Origin of the sequence: Frateuria flava (assembly GCF_017837635.1) — a bacterium.
GTDB classification, from domain to species: Bacteria; Pseudomonadota; Gammaproteobacteria; order Xanthomonadales; family Rhodanobacteraceae; genus Frateuria_A; species Frateuria_A flava.
In genome coordinates this window covers 12355-32919 of sequence record NZ_JAGJRS010000012.1, presented here as the reverse complement: position 1 = coordinate 32919, position 20565 = coordinate 12355, and the positions used below count along the sequence as shown (strand labels likewise).

Genomic DNA, 20565 nt, shown 5'->3' with positions numbered 1-20565 from the left:
TGCCACGTGTCACCTCGGTAGGAAATTCATCCTATCGGGTGTCCAAGGTCATTAGGCCACTTCAGGGCGCAAGGCCGCGTTCCCGGGCACTTCCCCCCGCTAACGCGGGGAAGGAATACCGCGCAAGGCTACGCTCCCTGGTCCTTCCCCCGCGAACGCGGGGGGGAAGGTGCCGACAGGCGGATGGGGGCGCCCTTGGGCGGGATGTATGGGGGCCTTTCGCAAGGTCTCCCCCATCCGCCCGTTGGGCACCTTCCCCCGTGAACGGGGGAAGGATCGAATGCAACGCCGCGTTCCCGGGTCGCTACCCGCCAACGGGAGGGATCTCGTGCATCAAGCGTGCAGGTCGCGGTGCAGCCACCAGTGGCGGGAAACACGGGTGAATGCCAGGCACGCGGCCAGCGCCCACATCCACGGCTCGGCCACCAGCGTGCCGAGCGGGCCGGGGGCGAGGGACTGCAGCCACGGGTCGCCCGATACAAGCATCCAAACCAGTCCGGCCACCAGCATCAACGCGACGAGAAACGTGAGCAACCCTTGCTCCAGCCGGGTATCGGCAGGCTCGGCCGCCTGCTGCGCCCGCCGAGCGACCTGCCGCGCGAAGTCCGGTGGCAATTGCTCCTGCAGCGGCTGGGCCAGCACCCGGGCCACCAGGCGATAGCTGCGCAGCCGCAGGTCGCCTCCGGCCGCGGCGGCACCGTCGCGCTGCTCGGCAAGCGCGCGCTCCTGCGCGGACCATTCCTGCTCGTCGGATGCGGGCAAACGCGGATCGTGGCTCATACGGCAACTCCCAGCGCGCCTTCCAGTACGCCACGAAGGCTCAGGCGGGCGCGGAACAGGTGACTCTTGATGGTGCCGGTGGCCAGGCCGGTGATCGTGGCGATCTCCGGAATGCTGGCCTCTTCCAGATGGTAGAGCGTGAGTACCGCGCGCTGCACCGGCGGCAGCGTGTCGATCGCCGCATGCAGGCGGCGCGCGACCTGCGCGTCGCCCAGGGCCTGCTCCAGGTCGAACTCGCTACCGAGGTTCTCCAGCGGCGAGGCGGTCTCCTCGTCCGCGACCGGCTCGAACAGCGGGATGCGCTTGCGCTGCAGGTGGCGCAGCGCGATCGAGTAGGCGACCTGCCCGATCCAGGATTTCAGCGCGCTCTCGTAGCGGTACTGGTGCAGGCACTGGTGCACGCGCAGGAAGGTCTCCTGGCACAGCTCCTGCGCGTCCTCCGGATGACGCACCATGCGATAGATGATGTGCCAGCACAGCCCCTGGTAAGCACGCACGAGGCGCTCGAACGCGCCAGGCGCGCCGCGCAGCACGGCATCGACCAGTTCGCGGTCCGGGTTGGTTGGGGAGCGCTCGTCCATCGCCTTTGGGATACGCGCGGGAGCCCAACGGTTGCAAGTGCCGGCATGCAACCGCCGAGGTGGTCGTCGTCTCTCTTGTGCCGAACCCCTTCACCACGGAGCCAAGACCATGAATTTCGATGTCCTCATCCCCATTACCCTGTTCGTCTGCATTGCCTACGCCATCAAGGCGATCGTCGACGCACGGGTGCGTCGGCAGATGGTCACGGTGGGCGGCTCGGAGGAACTGGTGCGTTCGGTCCTGCAGGGCGATGAGCTGCGCCGCCGGCATGCCTCGCTGCATTGGGGCATCGTGCTGTTGGCGCTGGCGATCGGCTTCGGGCTGATCCAGGCGTTCGGCTGGCAGGACCTGACCCCGGGCGTAGTTGCCGTGCTCGCCGGCGCGACCGGGCTGGGCAATCTGGTGTTCTACGCGGTTGCGCGCAAGCTGGCCTGAGCCCGCTCTGCTCCCTCTTCCCCTCGGGGAGAGAGCGGGTGTGCGGGGCGGGGCTCGCGGGGAGGTCCGATCCGAATGCGGCAGGTCGGGCTTTTGCCCTTTTTCGTTGTGGGTTGGGCCGGCGAAGGCTCAGCCGGCACGGGGGGTTTCCGGCGAGCCCCGGCCCCTCACCCCAACCCTCTCCCCGGAGGGGAGAGGGAGCCAGAGCGTCCAAGCTCCGGCCGCCTCCCCGGAAGGGGTGAGGGAGCCAGAGCGTCCGAGCTGCGGCCGCCTCCCCGGAAGGGGGAGAGGGCGCTGGGTTCAGTGCAGCACGAACAGCTTCTCGAAGCCGGCCACACGCAGCGTGCCGCGCAGTTCGTCGCGGGCGTTGACGATGCGGATCTCGGCGCGGTCGGCGCCGGCGTGTTCGCGCAGCAGCAACAACATGCCCAGTGCTGAGCTGTCCATGCGGGTGACCTCGCCCAGGTCGATCACGTAGCTGCGTGCCTTGACCCCGGTGCCCAGGCACGCGTCGTGGAAGTCGCGGTGCATGCTGAAGTCGAAGTGCTCGCCCAGGTGCAGGGTCAGGCAGTCGGTGTCGCTGTCGTGGTGGACGTTGATGCTCATGGGTGCCTCTGTTTTGCTCGTCATTCCCGCCAAAGCGGGAATCCATTTGGGCCGTCCTGCACCAGAGCACGATGGATTCCCGCTCTCGCGGGAATGACGCCCTGGAGCACGGGAACGGTCGCTTCCCGGTTCCTTTAGAACAACTCGATCTCGCCGGCGTCCATCGAGCTCTGCAGCGCGGGGCCGCGCGAGCGCAGGCGGGCCTTCTCGCGCTGCACTGCCAGGCGCGCGCGCACGCGCTGGGCCCGGGTTTCCAGCGCCTCGGCGTCGATCCGGCTGCAAGCCAGCTCCTCGATGTCGCGGGTGCAGTCGGCGGTGACTTCCTGCAGTTCGACCAGGCGGGTGCGGGTCTGCTGCAGCAGCTGGCTCAGGATGTCCTCGAACTGCAGCGAGCGAATCGTGGTGGAGACGTCCGAGCCCAGGCCGCGGTTGATCTCCACCACCTGGTCGGCCACCGCATTCGTGCGCGCATCGGACTCGGTCACGTGCGCCATCATCGCGTCGATGCCGCCCTTGGCCGACAGCGCCACGTTGAGATCCTGCGACGCCATCGTGCCAACCAGCCCGCGCAACTGTTCCATCGCGGCGCGGGCGCGCTCGACGTGGCTGCCGATCTGCTCGTTGAACTGGTTGGAGTTGCTCGCCAGGTTGCGGATCTCGCCGGCGACCACCGCGAAGCCGCGGCCGGATTCACCGGCGCGCGCCGCCTCGATCGAGGCGTTCAGCGCCAGCAGGTTGGTTTCCTCGGCAATCGTGTTGACGTTCCTGAGCAGGCCGAACACCGCGTCCATTTCCTTCGCCATGCCGTCGATGCGGTAGACGATGCGCAGGCTCTCGCGCGACATCTGCACGATCATGCCGACGAAATGCTCCAGCAGATCGGACGTGCGCGCGGCGAAGTCCTGCACCGACACGCCGCCGTTCTGCACGTCGATGATCTGCTTGAGCAGCGACTGCTGCAGGCCGGTCTTCTGCGACAGGCCATCGAAACCGCCGCCAAGCTCCTGGACGGCGTCGCGCAACAGGTCCAGGCCCTGGTGCAATTCGCGCGTGGCGTGGCCGAGCTCGTCGACCAGCGCGCTGCGCACGTCTTCCAGCGCCTCACGTACCGGCGTGGGATCGACCGCCTCGGGCAACACCACCTCGGCGGCGGCCGCGCTGCGGCGTGCATCGACGATCCAGACGGCAGCCAGCGCGATGACCAGCACCGGCGCGAGCCAGGCCGGGTGCCAGAGCAGGCTGACCAGCAGCGCCGCGGCGCTGGCCGCTAGACCGACCAGGTGGCGGGTGTGGAAGAAGGAGAGGATGGCGTTCATGGAATCTCTTCCGTGATCAAAGGGTGGCCGCGCGTAACGCGCTGTCGAGGGGTTGGCGCGCCAGCTTGAGCAGGCGCGCGGCAATCTGGTCCAGCGGAAGCGCTTCGCGGGCGGCGCCGAGCTTCCAGGCGGCGCCGGGCATGCCCCACACCACCGAAGTGTCTTCGTCCTGCACCAGCGTGGCGGCGCCGGCCTGGGACAGTTCCAGCAGCCCGCGAGCGCCGTCGTCGCCCATGCCGGTGAGCAACGCGGCGACCGCCGCCTTGCCCACGCTGGCCGCCATCGAGCGGAACAGCACGTCGACGCTGGGCTTGTGCCGGTTCACCGGCGGACCGTCGTGCAGACGGCAGACGTACTTGGCGCCATCCCACATCACCAGCAGGTGCTGCGCCCCGGGCGCGATGTAGGCGTGGCCCTGCTGGATCGGCTGGCCATCGCGCGCCTCGCACACGCGCATCGCCGAGCAGTTGTCCATGCGGGTGGCGAACGGGCCGCTGAAGGCCGCGGGAATGTGCTGGGTGATGACGACCGGCGGCGCATCCGGCGGCATCGCCTCCAGCACCGCGCGAATCGCCTCGGTACCGCCGGTCGATGCGCCGATCGCGATGATCGGGCTGCCGCCGCGCGTGCCGGCCGACTGCGACAGCGGCAGCACGGCATCGGCCGACAGCCGCGGCGCCACGTCGAGCTTGCGCACTGCGGTGCGCGCGCGGGGCTTCGCGCGCGCGGCGGTCTTGACCTTGGCGCAGATGTCCTGCGCACTGGCCGCGAACACGTTCGCCAGGTCGCTGGACGGCTTGGTGAAGAAGTCCACCGCACCCAGTTCCAGCGCCCGCAGGGTGACGTCGGCGCCCTGCTCGGTCAGCGAGGACACCATCACCACCGGCATCGGCCGCAGGCGCATCAGGTTTTCGAGGAAGGTCAGCCCATCCATGCGCGGCATCTCGACGTCGAGCGTCAGCACGTCCGGGTTCAACTGCTTGATCTTGTCGCGCGCGATCAGTGGATCGGCGGCGGTGCCGACCACCTCGATCTGCGGATCGGAGGCAAGCATGGTCGACAGGAGCTTGCGCACCAGTGCGGAATCGTCGACTACCAGAACTCGCACCTTATCCATGCCGTATGTCTCGAGCTTGCCTTTGAAATGAAGTGGAGCGATGGCGCTGGGTCGTGAGGGCGTTGATCCGCCTGCGCCTGCGGTGGGCGCCGCGGGAACGGCAGATGCCGCGCCCCCACGGCCCAGCGCCACCGTGTCAGAAGAGCTCCACCTCTCCCTTTATCGGATCGTTTGCCAAACGCTTGAGGTAAACGCGCTCGCCGTCGACCAGCTGCGCATCGCGCGTACCGCGTAGCTGGCGCACGCGTACCTTGCCGCTGGCGGGGAAGTACTGGACCTGGCGCGGATACACGTCGCCCAGATCGGAGGCGGCAACATCCAGCCGCTCCGTCGCCAGGTAGCGCTGGACGAATTCGATGTTGCGCCGACCCACGTCGGTCATCTGCGCCAGCACGCGTCCGCCGCCGAACACTTTCACTTCCAGATCTTCGCGGCGCCCGCCGGCCTTGAGAATGGCGTTGATCAATTGCTCCATCGCATCGGAGCCGTAGCGTGCGGCGCGGCCGATCGCGGCCGACCAGCTGTCGCGCTCGCCTACCGGCTCGGGCAGCATGAAGTGGTTCATGCCGCCCACGCGCCGGCGCCTGTCGCGGATGCAGGCGGCGATGCATGAGCCCAGCACGGTGGAGATCATCTCCTCCTGCGTGCTCACGTAGAACTCGCCCGGCAGCACCTTGGCGGTGACGCACTGCTGGGTCGGGTCCCAGAACCTGCGCAGGTGTTCGAAACCGGGTAAGGCGGGTGCGATCGCCTGGCCGAAAGGCAGGCTCGCGGCAACCTGGGTCATGCAGTCTTCTTCCGATAGATGGTGCGACCGATCAGTTCGAACTCGTCGGAGAGACCGTGCATGGACTCGGAGTGCCCCAGGAACAGCGGCGCCCCCGGGGGCAGCAGCCGCGCAAAGCGGCGGAACAGTTTCTGCTTGGTGGGCTGGTCGAAATAGATCACCACGTTACGGCAGAAAATCGCGTCGAACGTCCCCTGCATGGGCCATTCGTGCAGCAGGTTGAGCGGCAGGATGGTAACCAGCTCGCGCAGCTTCGGATGCACGCAGGCCAGGCCGGCGTATTCGCCCTCGCCGCGAAGGAACCAGCGCCGGCGCCGTTCGGCGCTGACGCCTTCCAGCCGCTCGACCGGATAGACGCCCTTCTGCGCGGCGGCCAGCGCCGCGGGCGACAGGTCGGTTGCCAGGATCTTCGCGTCGATGCTGCGGCCGCAGCGCTCCAGCGCCTCGGCCAGCACCATCGCCAGCGAATAGGGTTCCTCGCCGCTGGAGCAGCCGGCCGACCAGATGCGCAGGCGGTCGCCCTCGCGCCGCTTCTGGTCCAGCCAGCGCGGCAGCAGGTCGTCGGCCAAAACCTCGAAATGGTGCACCTCACGGAAGAACGAGGTGACGTTGGTGCTGATCGCGCTGGCCAGCTCGCCCAGCTCGCTTTCCGGATCGGCGCGCAACAGCTCGCAGTAGGCGTCGAAGCCCTTCATGCCCAGCGCGCGCAGGCGGCGCACCAGGCGCCCCTGCACCAGCTGGCGCTTCTGTTCGCTCAGCGCAATGCCGCAGTGCTCGTACACGAACTCGCGCAGGAACCGGAACTCGCCGTCGCCGAGCACGGGGCCGGCGACGCCGGCCATCGTGTTGTCATGGCTGGCGACCGCATTCATCGCTCAGAACTCCTTCCACGCGCCGGCATCGGCGGTCACCGCGGCCGGCTCGGCCGCGCGGGCAGCGCGCACCGGGGTGTTGCGCACGGCGGCAAACACCGCCTCGGCTTCGGCCACGACCGAGGCGGCCTGCGGCTTCGCCGGCGCGGACGCCGGCGCGGCGTCGCCATCGAGACGGAAGAACGCGACCTGCCGGGACAGCTCGCCAGCCTGCTCCTGCATGGCACGGGCGGCCGCGGCGGCCTCCTCCACCAGCGCAGCGTTCTGCTGGGTCATCTCGTCCATCTGCAGCACGGCGTGGTTGACCTGGTCGATGCCGGCCGACTGCTCCTGGCTGGCCGCGGCGATCTCGGCCACGATGTCGGTGACCTTCTTGACGCTGTCGACGATCTCGGCGAGCGCCTTGCCGGACTGGTCGACCAGCTCCGAACCGGTCCTGACCTTCTCTGCGCTGTCGTTGATCAGCGCCTTGATCTCCTTGGCCGCACCGGCCGAGCGCTGCGCCAGGTTGCGCACCTCGGTGGCGACCACGGCGAAGCCGCGGCCCTGCTCGCCGGCACGCGCCGCTTCCACCGCCGCGTTGAGCGAGAGCAGGTTGGTCTGGAAGGCGATCTCGTCGATCAGGCTGACGATGTCGGAAATCTTGCGGCTGGAGGCGTTGATCTCCTTCATCGCCACCACCGCCTGCGAGGCCACTTCGCCTCCGCGCTCGGCCTGCTCGCGGGCGCCGCGGGCCAGCTGGTTGGCGTGGCTGGCGTTCTCGGCGTTCTGCTTGACGGTGGAGGTCATCTCCTCCATCGAGGAGGCGGTTTCCTCCAGGCTGGAGGCCTGCTCCTGCGTACGCTGCGAAAGGTCGTCGTTGCCGCGGGCGATCTGCTGGGCGGCGGTGCTCACTGCACCGGAGCCCTGGCGCACTTCGCCGACGATCGCGGACAGGCGCTCGTCCATGCTGCGGAACGCTTCCAGCAACTGGCCCAGCTCGTCGTTGCGCTTGACCTCGATGGCGTGGCCGAGCTTGCCCTGGGCGATTTCACGGGCGACCCGGCCGGCGTAGGTCAGCGTGCCGATGATCGAACGGCTAAGCGAGAGCGCCATCCACAGCGCCAGCAACAGGCCGGCGGTAAGTGCGCCGATGCTGATCGCGCGGATCACCTTGAAGCGCGACACCTGCGCCTGGTAGGCCTCCAGCGCTTCATCGCGCTGCAGGTTGACCAGTTTGTCGAGCACTTCCAGGCGCATCATCATCAGCGGGCGCACCTCCATGTCGAGCACGTCGCCGGCGGCTTCGTCGTGCTGATTCAGCGCATCGGTCATGTCCTTCAGGCCAGTGAGGTAGTCCTCCTCGAAGGACATGTACTTTTTGTACTCGGCCGCGACCTTTTCGCTCTTGGGCGCCGCGTCGAACTGCTTTTTCAGTTCGAGGAACTTCTTCTCCTGCTCAGCGTAGTCGGCGAGCTTCTGCTTCAGCTGCGGCGCCTGCGTGACCAGCTTGGCGGCCTCGCCCAGCACGATGAACTGCATCAGCGAGGTCGAGCGCATGCGCTGGACGGTCTGCGCCGGCACCAGTTCGCCCTCGTACATCGTGCGCATACCCTCGTTCTGCAGCTGCATCGAGCCGATGCCGATCACGGCACCACCGACGAGCATCAACATCAGCATGCCCATGACCAGCCGCAGCCGGCCGCGCACGGTGAGGGAGGGAATCTTGAATTTGATTTTCGGCAGTTTCATCGGTGGTTCCTGTCAGGCCACGGCTTCTAGTTCATCGGCCGCGGGCAAAGCGGCTTCCAGCATTCGCGCATCCTGGGGATGCAACAGCTTGTCCACGTCCAGCAGCAGCACCATCCGGCCCTGCACCGCGGTCAGTCCCCGTAGGTATTCGGTGTCCACCGTGGTGCCCATGTCCGGCACCGGCCTGATCTGGTCGGGCTGGACGTCGACTACGTCCGAGACGGCATCGACGACCACGCCGAACGGACGCCCTGCCACCGTCACGATCACCGTGACCGTGGTGGGCGGGTATTCGTCCCGGACCAGTCCGAAGCGAAGGCGCAGATCGAGCACCGGCACGACCGTGCCCCGCAGGTCGAGCACGCCGAGCACGTAGTGGGGGGCCTGCGGGATGCGGGTGACCGGCGTCCAGCCGCGGATTTCGCGTACGGCGAGGATGTCCAGTCCGTATTCCTCACCTGCCAGGCTGAAAGTGAGTTGCTGCACCGATGGTGCACCTGGTTTGTCTGCGTACATGGGGCAATGACCTTTGACGGAGGCCTGCGGGATTCCGTCTTCCAAGGCTGTGTCGGCGACGTGGCTGCGAACTTGAGGCGGGCCTTGGCGGGAAAGGGCGCCAGGTCACGGATCGGTGTCGCTCATCCGCCCTATGGGCGAAGGACTTCGCCGTCTCGGCTCCCTCCCCTCCGGGGAGAGGGCTGGGGTGAGGGGACTGCCTGGCGAAAGGCTCACCTGCACGCCGGCAGGCGCTTCGGATTGGGACGCACCAACCAGCTTCCCCGCGAGCCCCGGCCCCTCACCCAAAACCCTCTCCCCGGAGGGGAGAGGGCTTCAGATCGGCGCCACTCCTGCCACTGGCGAAACACCTTACCGCCTCGGCTCCCTCTCCCCTCCGGGGAGAGGGCTGGGGTGAGGGGGCGGCCTGGCGAAAGGCCCACCTGCCAGCGGGCAGGCGCTCGGGGTTGGAACGCATTAGCCAGCTTCCCCGCGAGCCCCGGCCCCTCACCCAAACCCTCTCCCCGGAGGGGAGAGGGCTTCAAATCCGCGGCCGCTCCCGCGGGGGAAAACAGCTGCAGAGCGTCTAGAAGGAAATCTCCGACCAGACACCGAGCTCATCGCCGTTGCGCAACTCGCGCCCGTGGCGCTCCACGGCGTTGCGCTTGGCCACCAGCGCCAGGCGCAGGCGCTTGGCCGGTTTCCACTCGATGCCGGCGTTGGCGTACCAGGTGCGCTGGCCGGGATCCTGCAGCCGCTTGGGCTGCATGCGGTCGTAGCGGGCGAACAGGCTCCATTGCCTGGCCACCTGCACGCTGCCCCAGGTCGACCAGCTGCGGCCGCGCTCGCTGGACGCGCGGTGCACTCCGCCCCAGTTGCTGGCATAGGCGTAGCGCACGCCCAGCCGCCAGGTGTCGTCGGCGTAGGCGGCCATCAGGTCGACCCGCCGCGCGGTGTGGTACAGCGGCACCAGGTCACCGTCCTCGCCCTGCTGGCCGTCGTAGCCACCCAGCGCGAGCACCGTGTGCGCGCCCGGGTGGTAGGCCAGCAGCGCTTCGACGTCGGCGCGGCGGCCGTGCGAGGGACGCTTGTAGCCGGCACCGGTGACGACCGCCACGGCGTAATCCAGTTTCGGCGCGAGCACGCCCTTCAGGTGCACGCCCCAGTCCGCCGCGTCGTCGATCTTCTGCATCGAGGTCGACAGCGCGTCGATGTAGCGATAGCCATACCACTGGCTGCCAAGGGTGATCCACGGCATGTCGTCCACACCCAGCCGCACTTGCGCGGAGGCACCGAACTTGCGCTGCACGTAGGCGTGCTTGAGCCAGAGGTCCGGGTCGCGCTCGCCGCGAAGCCAGTTGACGTCGCCGGTCACGTGCACCGACCAGGCCGGGTCGAACGCATAGTCGGCGTCCAGGTACATCCGCTTGAGGTCGGCGTCGGTGTCGCTGCTGCGGGCCCCGGTGACGCGGTCGTGCTGCTGGATCTGGCTGGCGTCGGCGTAGATCTTGCCGCCGAGGGTGAACTCGCCGGCCTGCGCCGCCGGTGCGGCCAACGCCGCGCCCAGGGCCAGGCACAGGGCCGCTTTGGATACAGATTTCATGGGTTTGCTCGACAAGGGCGCCGCCGTGGCGGCGCCGGGATTTCGGGGAATCAGAATTCGGTCCACGCCCCGGCCACGGCGGCCAGGGTGCGCGCAGGGCGCGCTGCCGCGTGGCGCGGATGCGCGGCGGCGTCGACAGGGCGCGCCTGCGCCACGGCGTCGACCGCCGCGGCATCGACACGGAAGAACAGCATCTGCCGCTTCATGGCATCGGCCTGTTCCTGCATGGCGCGGGCGGCCGCCGAGGCTTCTTCGACCAGCGCGGCGTTCTGCTGGGTCGCCTCGTCCATCTGGGTGACCGCATGGTTGACCTGGTCGATGCCGGTCGACTGCTCCTGGCTGGCGGCAGCGATTTCGGCGACCACGTCGGTCACTTTCTTGACGCTCTCGATGATCCCGGACAGCGCCTGCCCGGACTCGGCCACCAGCGTGGAACCGACCTTTACCTTCTCCACGCTGTCGCCGATCAGCGACTTGATCTCGCGGGCGGCGTTGGCGCTGCGCTGGGCCAGGCTGCGCACCTCGCTGGCAACGACCGCGAAGCCGCGCCCCTGTTCGCCGGCGCGCGCTGCTTCCACGGCCGCGTTGAGCGAGAGCAGGTTGGTCTGGAAGGCGATCTCGTCGATCAGCTGCACGATCTCGGTGATCTGGCGGCTGGCCTGCTCGATCTCGCGCATGGCGGCGCTGGCCCGGGAGGCCACCTCGCCGCCGCGCTCGGCCTGCACGCGCGCGCCGTTGGCCAGCTGGCTGGCCTGCCCGGCGTTGTCCGCGCTCTGCTTGACGGTGGCGGTCATCTCCTCCATCGAGGAGGCGGTTTCCTCCAGGCTGGAGGCCTGCTCCTGCGTACGCTGGGACAGGTCGTCGTTGCCGCGCGCGATCTGCTGTGCCGCGGTGCTGACTGCCTGCGAGCTGCCCTGCACTTCGCCCACGATCGTCACCAGCCGGGTGCGCATGCGCATCAGCGCCTCGAGCAGGCTGCCCTCGGTGACGGCCGGCTCGCCCGGCTGCACGCACAGGTTGCCATCGGCGATGCGCCCGGCCATGGCCACGGCGAACGCAGGCTCGCCGCCGATGCTCTTGCGGATGCTGCGCATCGACAGCCACACCATCAGGATCACCAGCAGGCCGACCACGCCGGCCTTGCCCAGGTCGACCATCAACCCGTGGCGGAAGTTGGCGTCGATGTCCTCGAAGTAGGCGCCGGCGGCGAAGTTGAGGCCCCAGGGCTTGAACAGCTGCGTGTAGGTGATTTTGTCCTTGCCGCTGCCGTCGGGCATTTTCTGGGTATAGCGGATGAGGTCGTGGCCGTCCTTGAGGTTGGCGTCGCGCATCATCCGGTAGTGGGGCATGCCCTTGAAGTCGGTCTCGTCGGCGATGCTCTTGCCGACCAATGCCGGCTTGAGCGGATGCATGCGCATCACCAGGTCGGTGTCGAAGGCGAAGATGTAGCCGGTGCCGCCATCCCAGCGCATGGCGAGGATCTGCTCCAGCGCCTTGCCCCTGGCCTCCTCGTCGGTCAGCTCGCCCTTGGTGGCGCGCTCGTGCCATCGGTCGGCCACCGAAACGGCGGACTCGATTTCGCTCTGCAACAGTTTTTCCAGGCTGGTCATCTGCTGCGCGCGGTTATCGAACGCGCTGAGCACGGTCAGGCCGACCAGGCCTGCCACCACCACCACCACGACCAGGGCCACCCGCGCATTCAGGCTCAGGCGGGCCAACGACCATTGTTTCGGGAACTGCATACCGGACCTCGTTGATGTCGACCGTCGGCGCACCCGGCGCCACGTTGCGTTGCTGCTCCTGGCCGCGGGGACGGCCAGCATGGGATCGGCGCGAACGCCGGCAATGCGGGACTACGGGGGGGGGCGACGCCGCCAGCTTCCGTGGCCGGCAGGCATGCAGGGGAGACATCGAGCGCCTGGCCTCACGGCAGGCGCGAACAGCTCAGGCAGCGGCCTCCAGCGGCCTGTCGTGCAACCGCAGCAGGCGATCCACGTCGAGCAGCAGCACCATGCGCTCGTCGACGCCGATCAGGCCCTTGAGGTATTCGGTATCCACCGTCGTGCCCATGTCGGGCACCGGCCGCACCTCCGAGTCCGCCGCGTCGAGCACGTCGGACACCGCATCGACCACGATGCCGAAGTTGCGCCCGTCCACCGCCACGATCACCGTGACCGTGGTCGGGGTGTATTCCTCGCGCGCGACGCCGAAGCGCAGGCGCAGGTCCAGCACCGGCACGATCGCGCCGCGCAGGTTGAGCACGCCCAGCAGGTACGGCGGGGACTGCGGGATGCGGGTCACCTGCGTCCAGCCACGGATCTCGCGCACCGCGAGGATGTCGATCCCGTACTCTTCCTCGGCGAGGTTGACCGTGAGGTATTGCGATTGGAGCTCCTCGCTCCCGGCGTTCTCGGACATGGACTGGTCTCTCGAAATCGGGTGCGCCTGGCGGCGCCCCGTGCAAAGTGATCGGCAGGCGACTGACCAACTTGAGCGTGCCGCCGCCGGCTCGATTCAGAATTCCGACCATCCGCCGGCGACCGCCACCGGCCGCTGCGAGGCGGAAGCCCGCACCGCGCGCGGCGCCGCCGGACGTGCCGGCGCCGGGGTGGCTGCCGGGGCCTGCGCGGCCGTACCCGGAATGCGGAAGTAGCGCACCTGCCGTTCCAGCGCGTCGGCCTGGTCCTGCATGGCACGGGCGGCGGCGGCCGCTTCCTCGACCAGCGCGGCGTTCTGCTGCGTGACCTCGTCCATCTGCATCACCGCGCGGTTGACCTGCTCGATGCCGCTCGACTGTTCATGGCTGGCCGCGGCGATCTCGGCCACGATGTCGGTGACCTTGTTGACGCTCTCGACGATACCGGCGAGCACTTCGCCCGATTCAGCGACCAGCATCGAGCCGACCTGCACCTTGCCCACGCTGTCGCTGATCAGCGTTTTGATCTCCTTGGCCGCGCCGGCCGAGCGCTGTGCCAGGTTGCGCACCTCGCTGGCGACCACCGCGAAGCCGCGGCCCTGCTCGCCGGCACGCGCCGCTTCCACCGCGGCATTGAGCGAGAGCAGGTTGGTCTGGAAGGCGATCTCGTCGATCAGCTGCACGATGTCGGTGATCTGCCGGCTGGCCTGTTCGATCTCGCGCATGGCCTCGCTGGTGCGCACGGCCACTTCGCCACCCCGTTCGGCCTGCTGGCGCGCGCTGCGGGCGAGCTGGTCGGCATGGCTGGCGTTGCTGGCACTCTGCTTCACCGTGGAAGTCATTTCCTCCATCGAGGAGGCGGTTTCCTCCAGGCTGGAGGCCTGTTCCTGCGTGCGCTGGGACAGGTCGTCGTTGCCCTGTGCGATCTGGCCCGCCGCGGTGGCCACCACCTGCGATCCGCGCTGCACGCCGTGGACGACCTCGATCAGCTTGTGCCGCATGCGTTGCATCGCGTGCATCAGGCTGCCCGCTTCGGGCTCGCCGTCGGTGGCGTCGTCCAGCGCCAGGTCACCGTCGGCCATCCGGCCGACCAGCTCCACCGCCCGCGCCGGCTCGCCGCCGATGCTCTTGCGGATGCTGCGCATCGACTGCCACACCACCAGGATCACCAGCAGGCCGACCAGACCGGCGCGCAGCAGGCTGCCGATCAGCGTCTGGCGGAACTTGGCATTGATGTCGACGTAGTAAGCGCCGGTGCCGAAATGCAGGTCCCAGGGCTTGTACCACTGGGTATAGGTGATCTTGCCCTCGAGCTTCTTGTCCGGCGGCATCGGCCAGACGTACTCGACCACGGCGCTGCCGTCCTTATGGTCGGCCGTCACCATCGACTGGTACAGCGTCTTGCCACTCGGATCGGTGTCCTCGCGCACGTTCCGGCCCACGTCGGCCGGGCGCATAGGGTGCATGCGCAGCACGTAGCCCGAGTCGATCGCAAACAGATAACCGCTGCCGTCGCCCCAGCGCATGGCGCTGATGGTGGACAGCGCGCGCCGGCGCGCCTCCTCCTCGGTCAGCTCGCCCGATTGCACGCGGGCGCGGTAGCTGTCGGCGATGGTGACGGCACTGTTTACCTGGTCGCGCAACGCGTTGACGCGCGCATCCATCTGCACGCGCCGGCTGTCATAGGCCGAAAGCACGGTGAGGGAAAGCAAGCCGGCCACCACGAAGGCGATGACCAGCCACACCCGCGCCGCGAGGCTCAGGCGATTGAGGAGTTTCAACGGGGACAACATGGAGAGGCCTGCAATGAACTACGTGGGGACCTGGCATCCGGCCCTGGCCGGCGCAGCCGCCGGTACGCCGCGCATCCGGCCGCGGCGTGAGGAAGAACGGGAGGGCGTCGTGCCCGCCGCGCGTCCGCGCAAGCGGGACGGCTCCGGAGATAGTGCGGGGCTGGCCGGTCATGCCCGGACCAGCCCCGTGGTGCCGTGTAACCGGGCGCTTACGCCGCCTTGCGGCGACCGTGCAGGCGCACCAGTCCGGCGATGTCCACGATCAGCGCCACCGAGCCATCGGCCAGGATGGTCGCGCCGGACACGCCCTGCACGCGGCGGTAGTTGGCTTCCAGCGACTTGACCACCGCCTGCTGCTGGCCGACCAGGCCGTCGACGAACAGGCCCACGCGGGAACCGTCGCCCTCGACCACGATCAGCAGCCCGTCCTCGATCGTGCGCTTGGCGCCTTCGCAACCGAACAGCTCGTGCAGGCGCAGCACCGGCAGGTACTCGCCGCGGAAGCGGAACAGTTCGCCGCCGCCGGCCACGGTCTTGAGCGCGTCGGGCTTGAGCTGCACCGATTCGATGATCGATACCAGCGGGACGATGTACCGCTCCTCGCCCACCGCGGCGGTGAGGCCGTCGATGATCGCGAGCGTGAGCGGCAGGGTGATGGTGAACACGCTGCCCTGCGCCGGCTTGCTGCGCACGACCACGCTGCCGCCGAGGTCGGAGACGTTGCGGCGGACCACGTCCATGCCCACGCCGCGACCGGAAAGATCGGTCGTGACTTCGGCAGTGGAGAAGCCCGGCTGGAAGATCAGGTCGCCGACGGCCTCGTCGCTGAGGCCATCGCCACTCTTGATCAGCCCGCGCTCGACGGCCTTGCGCACGATCGCCTCGCGGTTGAGCCCGGCGCCGTCGTCGGATACTTCCACCACGATGTTGCCGCCGCGATGGAACGCATCGAGCTTGAGCGTACCCATCTCGTGCTTGCCGGCGGCGCGGCGCTTCTCCGGGACTTCCAGGCCGTGGTCGATCGCGTTGCGCACCAGGTGCACCATCGGATCGCCGATCTTCTCCAGCACCGTCTTGTCCAGCTCGGTCTGCTCGCCGTGCAGGTCCAGCTTCACCTGCTTGCCGAGCTTCTGGCTCAGGTCGCGCACCAGGCGCGGGAAGCGGTTGAACACCGAGGCGATGGGCAGCATGCGGATGCCCATCACGCTTTCCTGCAGCTCGCGCGCGTGGCGGGCGAGCTGGGTCAGGCCCTGCTGCAGCAAGGGCAGCCGGGAGGGGTCGAACTCCTCGCGGAAGGTGTCGAGCATGGCCTGGGTGATCACCAGCTCGCCGACCAGGTTGATCATGCTGTCGATCTTGTCGATCGCCACGCGCACCGAACTGGACTCGGCGCTCGCCTCGCGCGTGCCGCGCGCGGCGGCCGCATCGGCGATGTTCGCCGGGGCGGGCGCAGCGGCCGGAGCCGGCGCGGGCGTCACCACGGCAGTCGGCTTGGGCTCGATGGACAGGTCGCACTCGTCCTCGACCCAGTCGAACACCGCGGCGATGTCCTCGCGCCTGACCGGCGCCTTGAGCTCGATGCTCCAGCCCAGGTGGCACTCGGACGGGTCCAGCCTGGCCAGCGCCGGCAGCCGCGAGAGGTCGGCCTCGACGACGAGCTCGCCCAGCCCGGCCAGCTCGCGGATCAGCCGCAGCGGGTCGTTGCCGCTGGCGAGCATGCCCGCGTGCGGCTTGAACTGGATCATCCAGGCGCCGGCCTGGTCGCCGGCGCGACGGGCGGGACCCGCCTGCGCGGGCGCCTCGCGGCCCATCATCGCCGCCAGCTCGCCGCGCACGCCGTCGGACGTGGCGTCGTTCAGCGGTTCGCCGGCCCGGGCACGGTCGAACATGCCGCGCAGGCAGTCGACCGAGCGCAGCATCAGTTCGATGATCGGCTTGTCGATCGCCCGCTTGCCGCCGCGCACCTCGTCCAGCAAGGACTCGGCCTCATGGGTGAACGAAGCCATCTCCGGGAAACCGAAGGTGGCTGCGCCGCCCTTGATCGAGTGCGCCGCGCGGAAGATGGTGTGCACCAGTTCCCCGTCGCCGCCCTCGTCCAGCGCGAGCAGCGAGGATTCCATCGTGTCGAGCCCTTCCAGGCTCTCCTCGATGAACACTTGTTGGAACTGCGCCAGGCCCGCGTTGCTCATGGGTGTTTCTCCGTGCTCAGCCGAGCACGCGCTTGACCGTGGCCAGCAGCTGGTCCGGGTCGAACGGCTTGACCAGCCAGCCGGTGGCGCCGGCGGCCTTGCCTTCCATCTTCTTGTCCGTGTGCGACTCGGTGGTCAGCATCAGGATGGGCACGCCCTTGTAGGCCGGGCGCGTGCGCAGCTCGCGCACCATGCTGATGCCGTCCATCACCGGCATGTTGACGTCGGCCAGCACCAGGTCGAAGCCGCCGGCGGCGGCCGCGTCCAGCGCCAGCTGGCCGTTCTCCGCCTCGGTCACCTCATGGCCTGCACCACGCAGGGTGTAGGCCACCATGCCGCGCATCGACGCCGAATCGTCCACCGCAAGAATCTTTGCCATCGTCTTTCCTCTGTTTTTTTCAGGCCGCCGCGGCGACCGGTAGATCAAGTGCCTGGACGAGGCCGAGCGTGTCCGCCGCCTCGCACAATGTCGTGCTCGCGCCCAGCCAGCTCACCGCGCGCCCGCGCGAGAGCGCCTCGCGGCGGAACAGCGTCAACAGCTGCAGGGCAGCGGTGTCGACACGTTCGACGGCGCGGCCGTCCAGCTGCGTGGCCGGTGCGTCCAGTGCGCCCAGCAGGTCGCTGAGCAACGCCGCCTGCGCCGCCATCCGGCAATCGACCGGCAGCCCGATCTCGACCGTTTCCGGCTGCCTGTCGTGTTCTGGTTTCTTTTTGCCCATGGCTGAACCTCCGCTCGTTCCGAGCCCCTGCACAGGGCCTTATCGGCGCAAGGGCCGATGCCTTTAGCCCCCGCGCGCCAGGCCGCCCAACGGCGCGCGACAGAAACCCGTCGGCCCGCGTCGTTGCACGAAGCGGGCCAGTCGTCCGGGGTTTCGGCCAGCCGGAGCGGTTGTTTACGAAGGCATGTGGCTACTCGTGCTGGAACCAGCCATGTTCAACGGCAGCCCCTTGCGGCAAGCGCGTGCGCTCACCGGTGACGAGGTTGAAGATCACCGGGTCGGACACCGTGTAGGCGTTCTCGCCCGTGCCCACGTAGTGCAGCCGGTTGGCGAGCAGGCATGTGCCGTCCCTGGACCAGGCGACTGGCACGAACGTGATGTCCTGCGGATTGCTGGTAAGCCTGCGCAGGCGCCGTTCGCTGGGCCGGGCTGCCGCATCCATGACGTAGAGGACGCCAAAGGGACCGGTGAACGCGAGGCGCTGACTGTCCGGGGACCACACCGGGCTGCGGCCGTCAATGCCCAACCCCGACTCGGCCCCGGTCGCCAGCTCGATCAGGCTGAATCGCTCGGCCCGGTCGTAGTTGATGTCGACCGCCCAGGCGGCATCGGGCGAGAGGTATAGACGCGAACTGGAAGGCCCGTTCAGTCGGCGCAGGAAGATACGAGTGGCCAGGCCCGTGCGCATGTCCACCCGATAGATGCTTTGGTCCGTGGGGGGTTCCAGGCCTCCGCCGACCTCGTTTTCGCCAAAGAACAACACGCTCTTGCCGTCCAGCGACCACTGCAGCCTGACGATGAGGCCGTCCTCGGGCAGGCAGAACAGGCGCCGATGGTTTTGCCCTTGCCCACCAACGACGTGCAGGCAGTTGAAGTTTTCGACGTAGGCAATGCCGCCGGGCCCCCAGACCGGTTGGGAACGCAAACCGATACCCTGCGTGATGCGCCTGAGTCCGCCGCCTTGGCGATCCATCACCCACAAGTGCGAGCGAGAAAGCCCGTCGTCACGCGACACCTCGAAGACGATGTTCGTACCGGCGGGCGACCAGCTGCCCGGGTCGCGATCCACGCCTTCCTCGGGGGGCATCAGGTAAGCCTCGCGGCCCCGGGTATCGACCACGGCAAAGCCGGTTCCCTTGTATTGGTGGTTCACCACGAGCTGGCGGGCCACCAGCACGGCATCGCCCTGCGCGACGCCGGCGTGCGAAGGGCTCGGCGCAGACACGAGGGTCGCCGTCAGGGCCAGCACGGAATAAAGCAGAGCAGACGTTTTCATGCCACGTTCCTCGCGGGTGTGTTCCCCCTGCTTTGCGTGGCTGCCCCGGGCATGGCATGTCCCCGCGAGGCAATGCCGTGCAGGGGCGAGGCGACATCGAGACAACGGGCAGCCAACAGCGCCGGTGCAGTGCGCCCAACGCCTCCGACGTCGACGCCTGCGCAAGTTTTTGCGGACGCTGCGCCGGACCCGGTGAAGCGCGCGACTAAAGTGGGTCGGCCCGGATTTCACGCCAATTTCATGGTCCAGGCCGCTGTCGAGCGAGGCTCAAGTTATCGTCGTGCCGGTCGATTCCTTTACCGACTGCACGGAACCGGCCCCACCTGCCCGGCCGGCAGGGAAGGAGACCCGCGTGATCATCCAACCCACCAGCCTCGCCGCGATGACCTGGGCGGGTGCCGCCTCCGGTGCCGCGTCGGAAAGCTGGCGCGTGGGCACGGTGCTGTCGGCGCGACCGCTCGGCATGGGCGAGCAGGGCCGGATGGTGCTGCAGGTCGGCGCGCTCACGGTCGAGACCGACCCGCTGGGCATCCCGCTGCCCTCGCAGTTCCAGGTACGCGTGCTCGCCATGGGCAACCCGCCGCTGCTGGAGATCCTCGCCGGCGCCGGCGCCGACCCGCGCGTGCAGCAGGCGCTGCGCGAGCGGCTGCCACAACAGAACGGCTACGCGCCCCTGCTGGCCACGCTCGGCGCGCTGGCACAGCGCCCGGTGCTGCGCCAGCTCCCGTCGGAGGTGCGCGCGGCGCTGGCGTTGCTCGATCAAGGCGTGCGCACGCCGCAGGACATCAGCCGGCCCGAGGGCCTGCGCGAGGCAATTGCCCGCAGCGGCCTGTTTCTCGAATCGCAACTCGCACGCCCGCGCAGCAACCCGCTGCCGCTGGGCGAGGAAGACTTCAAGGCGGTGCTGCTGCGCCTGGCCGCGCTGCTCGACCGGCAACCGCGCCTGCCCGCCCACGCTCCGGCCAGCAACGCCGACACGCCGCCGCCGCTGCGCCAGCGCGGGCTGCAGGCGCAGCCGCGCGTGCCGCTGGCGATGCCGCTTGCCGATCCCCCCGCGGACGAGGACATCCAGCAGTTGCTCGGCCGCCTGCGCGGCGACGTGCACGCCGCGCTCGCCCGGGTCGAAATCGCGCAGCTCGATGCGGCCGGTGCGCAGGCGTGGATGATCGACATCCCGCTGCAGGGGCCGGAGGGGCGCGACGTACTGCAGATCCATCTCGAACAGGGCCAGGACGCCGAGACCGGCGCCGGCACCTGGACACTGGGCTTTGCCATCGACCTGCCCTCGCTCGGGCCATTGCAGGGCGAGCTGCAGCTGCGCGACCTGCGACTGAACGTGCGCCTGTGGGCCGAACGCAGCGCGACCACCGAGCGGCTGGAGCGACAGTTCACCCCGCTGCGCCAGCGTCTGGCGGCCAGCGGCCTGCAACTGGAGCAGCTCAGCTGCCAGACCGGCCTGCCACAAGGCCACTCGCACGCCAGCGCCCTACTGCTGAAGGCCACCGCATGAGCACCGCCCTGCCGCCCCCGCAGCGTCGCGTCACCCTGCGCCTGGCCGGTCCGGAAACCAAGGCCGCGCCGTTGCCACCCGAGGCGCTCGAGTTGCTGCTGGCGCGCGCCCGCGCGCTGGGCCTGCCACTGCACCACGACCCGCAGATCGCCGCCGTGCTGGCCGCGCTGCGCCTGCGCGAAGACGTGCCGGTGCTGCTCTACGCCGCGGCCGCGGCCGTGCTGGCGAGCGTGTACGAGGCGAATAGCGAGTCGGTCGCCTGACTCTTGGGATGCTCCCTCTCCCCTCCGGGGAGAGGGTTGGGGTGAGGGGCCGGGGCTCGCGGGCTTCTATGCGCG

Annotated in this window: 20 protein-coding genes; 3 read left to right on the top strand and 17 right to left on the bottom strand. The window is 68.8% G+C overall.

Annotation, left to right across the window (positions count from 1 at the left end):
• Positions 1-333: 333 nt before the first annotated feature.
• Complete coding sequence (locus J7I44_RS05410) at positions 334-780, bottom strand: hypothetical protein (RefSeq protein ID WP_209617015.1); 447 nt, start codon at positions 778-780, stop codon at positions 334-336.
• On the bottom strand, positions 777-1361 hold the full coding sequence (locus tag J7I44_RS05405; RefSeq protein ID WP_209617013.1) for an RNA polymerase sigma factor: 585 nt from the start codon (positions 1359-1361) through the stop codon (positions 777-779). The genes J7I44_RS05410 and J7I44_RS05405 overlap by 4 nt, the downstream gene beginning before the upstream one ends.
• A 109-nt stretch (positions 1362-1470) precedes the next feature.
• Between J7I44_RS05405 and J7I44_RS05400 the strand changes: the two genes are divergently transcribed.
• Complete coding sequence (locus J7I44_RS05400) at positions 1471-1797, top strand: hypothetical protein (protein ID WP_209617012.1); 327 nt, start codon at positions 1471-1473, stop codon at positions 1795-1797.
• Between the two features lie 300 nt (positions 1798-2097).
• Here the strand turns inward: J7I44_RS05400 and J7I44_RS05395 are convergent, their stop codons facing one another.
• The 15 genes from J7I44_RS05395 to J7I44_RS05325 form a co-directional block, all read right to left on the bottom strand.
• Positions 2098-2397 carry an STAS domain-containing protein gene (locus J7I44_RS05395; protein WP_342451871.1) on the bottom strand — a complete coding sequence of 100 codons (300 nt, stop codon included), beginning with the start codon at positions 2395-2397 and terminating at the stop codon, positions 2098-2100.
• Positions 2398-2537: 140 nt separating this feature from the next.
• Positions 2538-3719: a methyl-accepting chemotaxis protein gene (locus tag J7I44_RS05390; RefSeq protein ID WP_209617007.1), complete on the bottom strand. Its 1182-nt coding sequence runs from the start codon at positions 3717-3719 to the stop codon at positions 2538-2540.
• 16 nt (positions 3720-3735) lie between these two features.
• On the bottom strand, positions 3736-4836 hold the full coding sequence (locus tag J7I44_RS05385; protein ID WP_209617006.1) for a protein-glutamate methylesterase/protein-glutamine glutaminase: 1101 nt from the start codon (positions 4834-4836) through the stop codon (positions 3736-3738).
• A 136-nt stretch (positions 4837-4972) separates the two neighbouring features.
• Positions 4973-5623: a chemoreceptor glutamine deamidase CheD gene (gene cheD / locus J7I44_RS05380; protein WP_209617003.1), complete on the bottom strand. Its 651-nt coding sequence runs from the start codon at positions 5621-5623 to the stop codon at positions 4973-4975.
• On the bottom strand, positions 5620-6495 hold the full coding sequence (locus J7I44_RS05375) for a CheR family methyltransferase (RefSeq protein ID WP_209617000.1): 876 nt from the start codon (positions 6493-6495) through the stop codon (positions 5620-5622). The genes cheD and J7I44_RS05375 overlap by 4 nt, the downstream gene beginning before the upstream one ends.
• Before the next feature lie 3 nt (positions 6496-6498).
• The gene (locus J7I44_RS05370) at positions 6499-8226 is read right to left on the bottom strand and encodes a methyl-accepting chemotaxis protein (protein WP_245187953.1); all 1728 of its coding nucleotides are present in this window, start codon (positions 8224-8226) and stop codon (positions 6499-6501) included.
• Between the two features lie 12 nt (positions 8227-8238).
• Positions 8239-8742, bottom strand: coding sequence for a chemotaxis protein CheW (locus J7I44_RS05365; RefSeq protein WP_245187952.1), 504 nt, complete (start codon positions 8740-8742; stop codon positions 8239-8241).
• 565 nt (positions 8743-9307) lie between these two features.
• Complete coding sequence (locus tag J7I44_RS05360; protein WP_209616994.1) at positions 9308-10324, bottom strand: porin family protein; 1017 nt, start codon at positions 10322-10324, stop codon at positions 9308-9310.
• 50 nt (positions 10325-10374) lie between these two features.
• The gene (locus J7I44_RS05355) at positions 10375-12066 is read right to left on the bottom strand and encodes a methyl-accepting chemotaxis protein (RefSeq protein WP_209616991.1); all 1692 of its coding nucleotides are present in this window, start codon (positions 12064-12066) and stop codon (positions 10375-10377) included.
• A 202-nt stretch (positions 12067-12268) separates the two neighbouring features.
• Entirely contained in the window at positions 12269-12742 is a 474-nt protein-coding gene (locus tag J7I44_RS05350; protein WP_209616987.1) for a chemotaxis protein CheW, read from the bottom strand.
• A 96-nt stretch (positions 12743-12838) separates the two neighbouring features.
• Complete coding sequence (locus tag J7I44_RS05345; protein ID WP_209616983.1) at positions 12839-14533, bottom strand: methyl-accepting chemotaxis protein; 1695 nt, start codon at positions 14531-14533, stop codon at positions 12839-12841.
• Positions 14534-14742: 209 nt separating this feature from the next.
• Positions 14743-16722 (bottom strand): chemotaxis protein CheA, encoded by a 1980-nt coding sequence (locus J7I44_RS05340; RefSeq protein WP_209616980.1) that lies wholly within the window; start codon positions 16720-16722, stop codon positions 14743-14745.
• 16 nt (positions 16723-16738) lie between these two features.
• On the bottom strand, positions 16739-17101 hold the full coding sequence (locus tag J7I44_RS05335) for a response regulator (protein ID WP_209616977.1): 363 nt from the start codon (positions 17099-17101) through the stop codon (positions 16739-16741).
• Between the two features lie 19 nt (positions 17102-17120).
• On the bottom strand, positions 17121-17441 hold the full coding sequence (locus J7I44_RS05330; RefSeq protein WP_209616975.1) for an STAS domain-containing protein: 321 nt from the start codon (positions 17439-17441) through the stop codon (positions 17121-17123).
• Positions 17442-17631: 190 nt separating this feature from the next.
• Positions 17632-18717 (bottom strand): TolB family protein, encoded by a 1086-nt coding sequence (locus J7I44_RS05325; RefSeq protein ID WP_209616971.1) that lies wholly within the window; start codon positions 18715-18717, stop codon positions 17632-17634.
• Positions 18718-19069: 352 nt separating this feature from the next.
• Here J7I44_RS05325 and fliK point away from each other — a divergent pair, with 352 nt between their 5' ends.
• On the top strand, positions 19070-20227 hold the full coding sequence (gene fliK / locus J7I44_RS05320) for a flagellar hook-length control protein FliK (RefSeq protein WP_209616968.1): 1158 nt from the start codon (positions 19070-19072) through the stop codon (positions 20225-20227).
• Positions 20224-20490 (top strand): hypothetical protein, encoded by a 267-nt coding sequence (locus J7I44_RS05315; protein ID WP_209616949.1) that lies wholly within the window; start codon positions 20224-20226, stop codon positions 20488-20490. The genes fliK and J7I44_RS05315 overlap by 4 nt, the downstream gene beginning before the upstream one ends.
• Positions 20491-20565 lie beyond the last annotated feature (75 nt).

Coding starts and splice junctions, on each gene's coding strand:
- J7I44_RS05400 (WP_209617012.1), top strand. CDS start 1,471: ATGAATTTCGATGTCCTCATCCCCATTACCCTGTTCGTCTGCATTGCC.
- J7I44_RS05335 (WP_209616977.1), bottom strand. CDS start 17,101: ATGGCAAAGATTCTTGCGGTGGACGATTCGGCGTCGATGCGCGGCATG.
- J7I44_RS05325 (WP_209616971.1), bottom strand. CDS start 18,717: ATGAAAACGTCTGCTCTGCTTTATTCCGTGCTGGCCCTGACGGCGACC.
- cheD (WP_209617003.1), bottom strand. CDS start 5,623: ATGACCCAGGTTGCCGCGAGCCTGCCTTTCGGCCAGGCGATCGCACCC.
- J7I44_RS05315 (WP_209616949.1), top strand. CDS start 20,224: ATGAGCACCGCCCTGCCGCCCCCGCAGCGTCGCGTCACCCTGCGCCTG.
- J7I44_RS05355 (WP_209616991.1), bottom strand. CDS start 12,066: ATGCAGTTCCCGAAACAATGGTCGTTGGCCCGCCTGAGCCTGAATGCG.
- J7I44_RS05375 (WP_209617000.1), bottom strand. CDS start 6,495: ATGAATGCGGTCGCCAGCCATGACAACACGATGGCCGGCGTCGCCGGC.
- J7I44_RS05345 (WP_209616983.1), bottom strand. CDS start 14,533: ATGTTGTCCCCGTTGAAACTCCTCAATCGCCTGAGCCTCGCGGCGCGG.
- J7I44_RS05360 (WP_209616994.1), bottom strand. CDS start 10,324: ATGAAATCTGTATCCAAAGCGGCCCTGTGCCTGGCCCTGGGCGCGGCG.
- J7I44_RS05370 (WP_245187953.1), bottom strand. CDS start 8,226: ATGAAACTGCCGAAAATCAAATTCAAGATTCCCTCCCTCACCGTGCGC.
- J7I44_RS05365 (WP_245187952.1), bottom strand. CDS start 8,742: ATGTACGCAGACAAACCAGGTGCACCATCGGTGCAGCAACTCACTTTC.
- J7I44_RS05390 (WP_209617007.1), bottom strand. CDS start 3,719: ATGAACGCCATCCTCTCCTTCTTCCACACCCGCCACCTGGTCGGTCTA.
- J7I44_RS05385 (WP_209617006.1), bottom strand. CDS start 4,836: ATGGATAAGGTGCGAGTTCTGGTAGTCGACGATTCCGCACTGGTGCGC.
- J7I44_RS05350 (WP_209616987.1), bottom strand. CDS start 12,742: ATGTCCGAGAACGCCGGGAGCGAGGAGCTCCAATCGCAATACCTCACG.
- J7I44_RS05330 (WP_209616975.1), bottom strand. CDS start 17,441: ATGGGCAAAAAGAAACCAGAACACGACAGGCAGCCGGAAACGGTCGAG.
- J7I44_RS05340 (WP_209616980.1), bottom strand. CDS start 16,722: ATGAGCAACGCGGGCCTGGCGCAGTTCCAACAAGTGTTCATCGAGGAG.
- J7I44_RS05410 (WP_209617015.1), bottom strand. CDS start 780: ATGAGCCACGATCCGCGTTTGCCCGCATCCGACGAGCAGGAATGGTCC.
- J7I44_RS05405 (WP_209617013.1), bottom strand. CDS start 1,361: ATGGACGAGCGCTCCCCAACCAACCCGGACCGCGAACTGGTCGATGCC.